This is a genomic window from Meridianimarinicoccus aquatilis, assembly GCF_004358675.1.
In the GTDB taxonomy this organism is placed as follows: domain Bacteria; phylum Pseudomonadota; class Alphaproteobacteria; order Rhodobacterales; family Rhodobacteraceae; genus Meridianimarinicoccus; species Meridianimarinicoccus aquatilis.
The window spans coordinates 1-8,152 of the sequence record NZ_SMZO01000095.1 but is presented as its reverse complement, the minus strand read 5'-3'; the positions used below and the strand labels follow the sequence as shown (position 1 = coordinate 8,152).

Below are 8,152 nucleotides of genomic sequence, written 5' to 3'. Positions count from 1 at the left end.
GTAACCGCACCATTGGCACCGCCTGCCTGACGCTGGGGCGATGATCTAAGATACGTGTTTAACGACGTCGTTAACGACGTGTCTTATGCGGGGTCATCGATGCGTGGTGAAATTCTTGGGGTCGAGCGACGGCGTTTCTGGCGTGACGAGGACAAGCTCGAGATTGTCATGTCGGTTGGGATAGACGGGGCGACGGTGACGCAGGTGGCGCAACGCCATGAGGTTACGCGGCAACAGATTTACGCCTGGCGGCATGATCTCAAGAAGAAGGGCCTGTGGACGCCCAATGCCGGGGCGCTTTTCTACCCTTTGGATATGCCAGTGTCGGCGGGGCAGCCTACGGCAGCTGATACGTCGCCACCAGTTGCAGTCGAATTGCGCTTACGGTGCGGCCATCGCCTTCATTTTGATAGCACGATAGACCCGGCCGCGCTGACGTCCTTGATCCGTGCCGTGGAAGCCGCATGATCGGCCCTGGCACCGGCGTTCGCGTGTATCTGGCCTGCGGTGTGACGGATATGCGAAAGGGGATCGCCGGGCTGGCGGCACTTGCCCAAGATGTGCTGCGTCAGAAACCCGCCAGTGGGGCGGTGTTTGCGTTCCGGGGACGGCGTGGTGACCGGCTGAAGCTGCTCTACTGGGACGGTCAGGGGTTTTGCCTCTATTACAAGGTGCTTGAGCGGGGGCGTTTCCCTTGGCCGAGCGCCAAGGATGGGGCGGTGCGGCTGACCTCTGCACAGCTCGCGATGCTCTGGGAAGGCATCGACTGGCGGCGTCCCGATTGGGGCGCTCCGCCTGCGCGGGTCGGGTGATTTTGCGACCTGATTTGCTTTATTTATATGGTGCTATAGCCTGATTTTTGGTAGTCAGGCGCATGTCGAAACCTGATGAAAATTTGCCTGATGATCCCGCTGAATTGAGGGCGATGATCGCGGCTTTGCAGGTAGAAAATGCTCGGATCGAGGCAGAGAACGCCAAGATGTCGGCGACATTGCGTGTCCATGATCAACTGGTTCAAGCGTTGCGCCTGCGGATCGCCAAGTTGCAGAAACTGGCCTTTGGCAAGTCCTCGGAAAAGGTCGAGCGCGAAATCGAGCAGCTGGAACTGGCGCTCGAAGACCTGTTGGTCGCCGTAGCGGAAAACGATGACGCGCCCATCGACGAAGGGCAGGATGAACCGTCACCGGAAGCTGCCGATGCACCCGCTTTGCGCCGCCGACCACGGGTCTCGGATACGACCCCACGCGAGCGGCGTGAACTGGACCCCGGCACCTGCTGCCCTGACTGTGGCGGCGATCTTCGCGTGGTGGGCGAGGATGTCAGCGAACTCCTCGACATGATCGCCGCGCAGATGAAGGTGATCCAGATCGCCCGGATCAAGAAGTCCTGCCGCCGCTGCGAGCGGATCGTGCAGGAACCCGCGCCAAGCCGTCCGATCCCGGGCAGTATGGCAGGCCCGAACCTGCTGGCGCATGTGCTGGTCTCGAAGTTCGACGACCACCTTCCGTTATATCGCCAGCACGAGATCTTCGCCCGCATGGGGGCGGACATCCCCGAAAGCACGCTGGTCGGCTGGTGTGGCCGCGCCATGAAGGCCCTGTCGCCGCTGATCGAGCGCATTGAGGCTGACATCATGGGCAGCGATTTGCTGCACGCAGATGATACGCCGATCCGGGTGTTGGACCGCTCCAAGAAAGACAAAGGGCTTGGCAAAGGTGTGAAGCAAGGCCGGATCTGGGCCTATGTGCGCGATCAGCGCCCATGGGCGGGTGCCGCGCCACCCGGTGCGGTCTATCGGTTCGCACCGAACTGGAAGGAAGAGCACATCCTCAGCCATCTGGCCAATGCCCGCGGCATCCTGCAGGCGGACGGCTACAAGGGCTATGCCAAGCTTTACGAGCCTGAACCCAATAGTGGGCGGCGTTTGCGAGAGGCAGCCTGTTGGGCCCATCTGCGGCGTGACTTCCATGATTTTTGGACCTCGACAAAATCCGAGATTGCCCGCGAGGCGCTCGACCGGATCGGCAAGCTTTACGACATCGAGCGCGACATTAACGGTCAACCCGCTGGTGTCCGCCATGCCGCACGTCAACAGTTGAGCCAACCAAAGGTCACGGCCTTCTTTGCTTGGTCAGAGCAACAACTCCTGCGCATTCCGGGCAAAAGCGATCTGGCCAAGGCATTCCGCTATGGCCTCAGTCGACAGGAGGCCTTCAGCCTGTTCCTGACCGATGGCCGCGTCGCTATCGACAACAATCCCGCCGAGCGCGCCTTGCGTCCAATTGGCATTGGAAGGAAAAATTGGCTATTTGCAGGGGCCGATACCGGTGCGGAAACCCTCGCTCGCGCTATGACCATCATCGAAACCGCCAAGCTCAACGGTCTCGACCCGCAGGCCTATCTCGCCGACATCCTCGACCGCATCCACGATCACAAAATCAACAGGCTCGATGAATTATTACCGTGGAATTGGGCGCCGCTGGCATCCACAACCGATAGTCAAGCCGCATAAGCTGCGGTCTCAATGGCGCGGTTACGAACAGATTGGCATTCCGGCGTTCGCATTGGCCCGGCGTACCCGCTCTGCACCGATAGCACTGCATCGGCGCTTGTGTTGGGGAATGCGCAGGCTCACTGATTGCACAGCGATCTACAGGGGTGAGGACAGAACCTATGGGGCAGGGGGGCGACAATACCCGCGCCGCACTGATCATGACGCTGTCTATGGCAGGCTACGCATTGAATGACACGTGCCTGAAGGCGCTTGGCGAAGATCTCCCCTTGGGACAGGTGCTGTTCCTGCGGGGGGCGCTGACATCAGCCCTGATTGGGGGCTGGGTCATGTGGCATGGCCTGTGGCGCGTAAGGTTGTCCGGCTCTGACTGGGGCCGCGTTGCATTACGAACCTTGGGCGAGGTTGCCGCTGCCTTCTTCTTCATATCGGCCCTTTTTCACATGCCTTTGGCTAATGCGACGGCGATTTTGCAGGTGTTGCCGCTGACTGTCTCATTGGCCGCAGCGCTGTTCCTCGGCGACACTTTGGGATGGCGCCGCGTAAGCGCCATTGCCGTGGGGTTCTGCGGTGTGATGTTGATCGTGCAGCCCGGGGCGTCTGGCTTCAACAGCTATACACTCTACGCGCTGCTGGCCGTCGCTGCGATCACACTCCGAGATCTGTCGACACGGCGGCTAGACGGAAGTGTTCCAACGATGATTGTTGTTCTTTTCGGCTCACTTGGCGTGATGTGCTTGGGCGGTGCATTGGGACCGGGGGAAGTTTGGCTCGCGCTAGACGTTCGGGCGACATTCTTGCTGATCGCCTCCGCGCTTTTCATTCTGGCCGCGTATGTCTGCAGTGTTGCTGTGATGCGTATCGGTGATGTCGCAGCCGTCGCGCCGTTTCGGTTCACGGGCTTGCTCTGGGCACTTGTGCTTGGGTATTTGGCTTTTGGGGAATTTCCGGAGCCCGTAACGCTGATTGGCGCCAGCATTGTGGTTGCTACCGGTGCTTTCACATTCTACCGGGAGCGCGCAGTGAGTAGACAAGAATAGCTGGTCTTGACGCCTTGAAAGCGGGGCTTCGGGGTATCGCTGTTGACAACCCTTGCGACTCCCCATATACGCCGCGAAATCGAACGGGGTTTTCCCCATTTGACTCATATTACTTGTGGTCACGATCCGGGCCAAAACGCCCCGATCCTCTGAAGCCCACCGCGTCGTCACCCTAATCGGGGACGGGGGCGGTGTTTGTTTTTGTCCGCACATCTTGCGGGATGGCCACATGAAGAGCAATCCGCGCGTCCTCGGGACGTGTGACCGAGACGATGAACGATGAGCAACGCGGGGATAATACCGGAATGCCAACGATCCAGCAGCTGATCCGCAAGCCGCGGCAGCCCAAAGTGAAACGATCCAAGTCACAGCACTTGGAATCCTGCCCTCAGAAGCGTGGTGTATGCACCCGCGTCTACACAACCACTCCGAAGAAGCCGAACTCGGCGATGCGGAAAGTGGCGAAGGTCCGGCTGACAAATGGCTTCGAAGTCATCAGCTATATCCCGGGTGAGAGCCACAACCTTCAGGAGCACTCTGTGGTTCTGATCCGTGGCGGCCGTGTAAAAGACCTTCCCGGTGTACGCTATCACATCCTGCGTGGTGTTCTGGATACACAGGGCGTCAAAGACCGTAAGCAACGCCGTTCGAAGTACGGCGCCAAGCGTCCGAAGTAAGAGGATTATCAGATGTCCCGTCGTCACGCTGCCGAGAAACGCGAAATTTTGCCCGACGCTAAGTTCGGGGACCGCGTTCTGACGAAATTCATGAACAACCTGATGGTTGACGGCAAAAAGTCCGTCGCCGAGCGCATCGTTTACAATGCGTTTGACCGGGTTGAAACCAAGCTCAAGAAGGCCCCTGTAGAAGTGTTCCACGAGGCGCTGGACAACATCAAGCCCGCGGTCGAAGTTCGCTCGCGCCGGGTCGGTGGTGCGACCTATCAGGTTCCCGTCGAAGTTCGCCCTGAGCGCCGCGAGGCGCTGGCGATTCGCTGGTTGATCATCGCAAGCCGCAAGCGCAACGAAAACACCATGGAAGAGCGCCTTGCAGGCGAGCTTATCGATGCTGTTCAGGGCCGCGGCACCGCGGTCAAGAAGCGCGAAGATACCCACAAGATGGCCGACGCAAACAAAGCGTTCAGCCATTACCGCTGGTAACCAGACTAGAGGACAGACTCATGTCACGCGAATACTCTCTCGGGCGCTACCGGAACTTCGGGATCATGGCGCATATCGATGCGGGCAAGACCACCTGCACCGAGCGGATCCTGTTCTACACCGGCAAGTCGCACAAAATTGGCGAAGTGCACGACGGTGCTGCGACCATGGACTGGATGGAGCAAGAGCAGGAGCGTGGCATCACGATCACCTCTGCTGCGACCACAACCACCTGGTTCCGTACTGAAGACGGGTCGACGACGACGGGCATCTACGGGGACACTCCGCAAGAAGCATCGTTCCGTTTCAACATAATCGACACTCCCGGTCACGTTGACTTCACAATTGAAGTTGAGCGTTCGCTGGCTGTTCTGGATGGCGCGATTGCCGTTCTTGACGCCAACGCCGGTGTTGAGCCGCAGACTGAAACCGTGTGGCGTCAGGCTGACCGGTACAAGGTTCCGCGGATCGTGTTCGTCAACAAGATGGATAAAATCGGCGCGGACTTCTTTAACTGCGTCAAGATGATCAAGGACCGTACAGGTGCGATTCCTGCGCCGGTACAAATGCCGATTGGGGCAGAAGATCAGCTTGAAGGCATCGTCGACATCGTGACGATGAAGGAGTGGGTCTGGGTTGGTGAAGATCTTGGCGCGAGCTGGGTCATCCAAGACATCCGCGACGAGTTGAAAGACAAAGCCGAAGAGATGCGCGCTGAGCTTATCGAAATCGCCGTCGAGATGGACGACGATGCGATGGAAGCGTACCTTGAAGGCAACGAGCCGGACGAGCCGAAGCTTCGTGAGTTGATCCGCAAGGGTACACTGGCGATGGCGTTTGTGCCGGTTCTTGCTGGCTCCGCGTTCAAGAACAAAGGCGTTCAGCCTCTGCTCAACGCTGTTATCGATTACCTTCCGGGTCCTCTCGATGTTCCTGCTTACATGGGCTTCTCGCCTGATGATGAGACAGAAACGCGCAACATTCCACGTCATGCAAATGACGAAGAGCCGTTCTCGGCGCTGGCGTTCAAAATCATGAACGACCCGTTTGTTGGTTCCTTGACCTTCACACGGATCTATTCCGGCGTATTGTCCAAGGGCGACAGCATTCTGAACACGACCAAAGGCAAAAAAGAACGCATTGGTCGTATGATGATGATGCACGCCATCAACCGGACCGAGATCGAGCAAGCGTTTGCTGGTGACATCATTGCGTTGGCAGGGCTGAAAGATACGACCACAGGCGACACTCTGTCCGATGCCAAGGCGCCGGTTGTTCTGGAAACAATGACATTCCCCGATCCTGTGATCGAGATTGCTGTTGAGCCCAAGACAAAGGCCGACCAGGAAAAGATGTCCCAAGGCCTTCAGCGTCTTGCGGCAGAAGATCCTTCCTTCCGCGTTGAAACCGATCTCGAGTCGGGTCAGACAATCATGAAGGGGATGGGCGAACTTCACCTCGACATTCTCGTCGATCGTCTGAAGCGCGAATTCAAGGTCGAGGCGAACATCGGTGCGCCGCAGGTGGCGTATCGTGAAACGATTGGCCACGAACTTGAGCACACCTACACCCACAAGAAACAGTCGGGTGGGTCTGGTCAGTTCGCTGAAGTTAAGATGATCTTGTCGCCGACAGAGCCTGGCGAAGGTTACTCGTTCGAGTCGCGCATTGTTGGCGGTACCGTTCCCAAGGAATACATCCCGGGCGTGGAAAAGGGCATCAAATCGGTTATGGATAGCGGCCCCTTGGCTGGCTTCCCGGTTATCGATTTCAAAGTTGCTCTGATCGACGGTAAGTTCCACGACGTTGACTCCAGCGTTCTCGCCTTCGAAATCGCAGCGCGGATGTGCATGCGTGAAGGTCTGAAGCGGGCTGGTGCGAAGTTGCTGGAACCGATCATGAAAGTCGAAGTCGTCACACCGGAAGAGTACACGGGCGGCATCATCGGCGATCTGACATCGCGTCGCGGTATGGTTCAGGGGCAAGATACACGCGGCAACGCGATCGTCATCAATGCCTTCGTTCCGCTGGCGAACATGTTCGGTTATATCAACACACTTCGGTCCATGTCTTCGGGTCGCGCCCAGTTCACGATGCTCTTCGATCATTATGAACCGGTCCCCGCGAACATCAGCGAAGAGATCCAGAAGAAATACGCTTGACGGGATGGCGGGGTGAACCCCGCCCTACCCACGCACTGTAGGGCGGGGAAGACCCCGCCACCCAACGAACGAACAGGAGGCCATGATGGCAAAGGCAAAGTTTGAACGGAACAAGCCGCACGTGAACATCGGCACGATCGGCCATGTTGACCACGGCAAGACGACTCTGACGGCGGCGATCACGAAGTATTTCGGTGATTTCAAAGCGTACGACCAGATTGACGGCGCGCCCGAAGAGAAGGCTCGTGGGATCACGATCTCGACCGCGCACGTGGAATACGAGACCGAGAACCGCCACTACGCACACGTCGACTGCCCCGGCCACGCTGACTATGTGAAGAACATGATCACCGGTGCGGCGCAGATGGACGGCGCGATTCTGGTTGTGAACGCAGCTGATGGCCCGATGCCGCAGACCCGCGAGCACATCCTGCTGGGTCGCCAGGTTGGTATCCCGACCATGGTCGTCTACATGAACAAAGTTGACCAGGTTGACGACGAAGAGCTTCTTGAACTCGTCGAGATGGAAATCCGCGAACTGCTGAGCAGCTATGAGTACCCGGGCGACGACATTCCCGTGATCCCAGGCTCCGCTCTGGCAGCGATGGAAGGCCGTGACAACGAGATCGGCGAAGAGTCCATCAAGAAGCTGATGGCTGCCGTTGACGAATGGATCCCGACACCTGAGCGTGCGGTTGACCAGCCGTTCCTGATGCCGATCGAAGACGTGTTCTCGATCTCTGGCCGCGGGACTGTTGTGACCGGCCGTGTTGAGCGTGGCGTGATCAACGTTGGCGACGAAATTGAAATCGTCGGCATCCGCGACACCAAGAAAACGACCTGCACAGGCGTTGAAATGTTCCGCAAGCTGCTGGATCGCGGTGAAGCAGGCGACAACATCGGCGCATTGCTGCGCGGTGTGGACCGTGAAGGCGTTGAGCGCGGCCAGGTGCTGTGTAAGCCGGGTTCGGTAAAGCCGCACACCAAGTTCGAGGCAGAAGCTTACATCCTGACCAAAGACGAGGGTGGCCGTCACACCCCGTTCTTCGCCAACTATCGCCCGCAGTTCTACTTCCGCACGACGGACGTGACCGGCACGGTGACATTGGCTGAAGGTACGGAAATGGTAATGCCGGGCGACAACGTCAGCTTCGCAGTTGAGCTGATCGCACCGATCGCCATGGAAGAGAAACTTCGCTTCGCGATCCGCGAAGGCGGCCGCACCGTTGGCGCGGGCGTGGTTTCGAAAATCCTCGACTAATCAGACCTTCGGGAATG

At 58.4% G+C, this 8,152-nt stretch carries 8 protein-coding genes; all 8 read left to right on the top strand.

The genetic code is table 11. The features are described 5' to 3' along the window. The first annotated feature begins 99 nt into the window (after window positions 1–99). Entirely contained in the window at window positions 100–468 is a 369-nt protein-coding gene (tnpA, locus tag E2L05_RS19830) for an IS66-like element accessory protein TnpA (RefSeq protein WP_133340995.1), read from the top strand. After that, the gene (gene tnpB, locus E2L05_RS19825; protein ID WP_099828201.1) at window positions 465–812 is read left to right on the top strand and encodes an IS66 family insertion sequence element accessory protein TnpB; all 348 of its coding nucleotides are present in this window, start codon (window positions 465–467) and stop codon (window positions 810–812) included. Before tnpA ends, tnpB begins: the two co-directional genes overlap by 4 nt. A gap of 62 nt (window positions 813–874) precedes the next feature. Beyond that, on the top strand, window positions 875–2,512 hold the full coding sequence (gene tnpC / locus E2L05_RS19820; RefSeq protein ID WP_133341571.1) for an IS66 family transposase: 1,638 nt from the start codon (window positions 875–877) through the stop codon (window positions 2,510–2,512). A 161-nt stretch (window positions 2,513–2,673) separates the two neighbouring features. Then, window positions 2,674–3,552 carry a DMT family transporter gene (locus E2L05_RS19815; protein ID WP_133344709.1) on the top strand — a complete coding sequence of 293 codons (879 nt, stop codon included), beginning with the start codon at window positions 2,674–2,676 and terminating at the stop codon, window positions 3,550–3,552. 305 nt (window positions 3,553–3,857) lie between these two features. Continuing rightward, window positions 3,858–4,229 carry a 30S ribosomal protein S12 gene (gene rpsL, locus E2L05_RS19810; RefSeq protein ID WP_008182915.1) on the top strand — a complete coding sequence of 124 codons (372 nt, stop codon included), beginning with the start codon at window positions 3,858–3,860 and terminating at the stop codon, window positions 4,227–4,229. A 12-nt stretch (window positions 4,230–4,241) separates the two neighbouring features. Continuing rightward, window positions 4,242–4,712 carry a 30S ribosomal protein S7 gene (rpsG, locus tag E2L05_RS19805; protein WP_133344707.1) on the top strand — a complete coding sequence of 157 codons (471 nt, stop codon included), beginning with the start codon at window positions 4,242–4,244 and terminating at the stop codon, window positions 4,710–4,712. Window positions 4,713–4,732: 20 nt separating this feature from the next. Further along, window positions 4,733–6,874 carry an elongation factor G gene (gene fusA, locus E2L05_RS19800; RefSeq protein WP_133344705.1) on the top strand — a complete coding sequence of 714 codons (2,142 nt, stop codon included), beginning with the start codon at window positions 4,733–4,735 and terminating at the stop codon, window positions 6,872–6,874. Window positions 6,875–6,959: 85 nt separating this feature from the next. Continuing rightward, window positions 6,960–8,135: an elongation factor Tu gene (tuf, locus tag E2L05_RS19795; RefSeq protein ID WP_133341793.1), complete on the top strand. Its 1,176-nt coding sequence runs from the start codon at window positions 6,960–6,962 to the stop codon at window positions 8,133–8,135. Window positions 8,136–8,152: the final 17 nt, after the last annotated feature.

Bases quoted from the DNA above. Each gene is read 5' to 3' on its own strand.
- tnpA (WP_133340995.1), top strand. From the start codon at position 100: ATGCGTGGTGAAATTCTTGGGGTCGAGCGACGGCGTTTCTGGCGTGAC.
- tnpB (WP_099828201.1), top strand. From the start codon at position 465: ATGATCGGCCCTGGCACCGGCGTTCGCGTGTATCTGGCCTGCGGTGTG.
- tnpC (WP_133341571.1), top strand. From the start codon at position 875: ATGTCGAAACCTGATGAAAATTTGCCTGATGATCCCGCTGAATTGAGG.
- E2L05_RS19815 (WP_133344709.1), top strand. From the start codon at position 2,674: ATGGGGCAGGGGGGCGACAATACCCGCGCCGCACTGATCATGACGCTG.
- rpsL (WP_008182915.1), top strand. From the start codon at position 3,858: ATGCCAACGATCCAGCAGCTGATCCGCAAGCCGCGGCAGCCCAAAGTG.
- rpsG (WP_133344707.1), top strand. From the start codon at position 4,242: ATGTCCCGTCGTCACGCTGCCGAGAAACGCGAAATTTTGCCCGACGCT.
- fusA (WP_133344705.1), top strand. From the start codon at position 4,733: ATGTCACGCGAATACTCTCTCGGGCGCTACCGGAACTTCGGGATCATG.
- tuf (WP_133341793.1), top strand. From the start codon at position 6,960: ATGGCAAAGGCAAAGTTTGAACGGAACAAGCCGCACGTGAACATCGGC.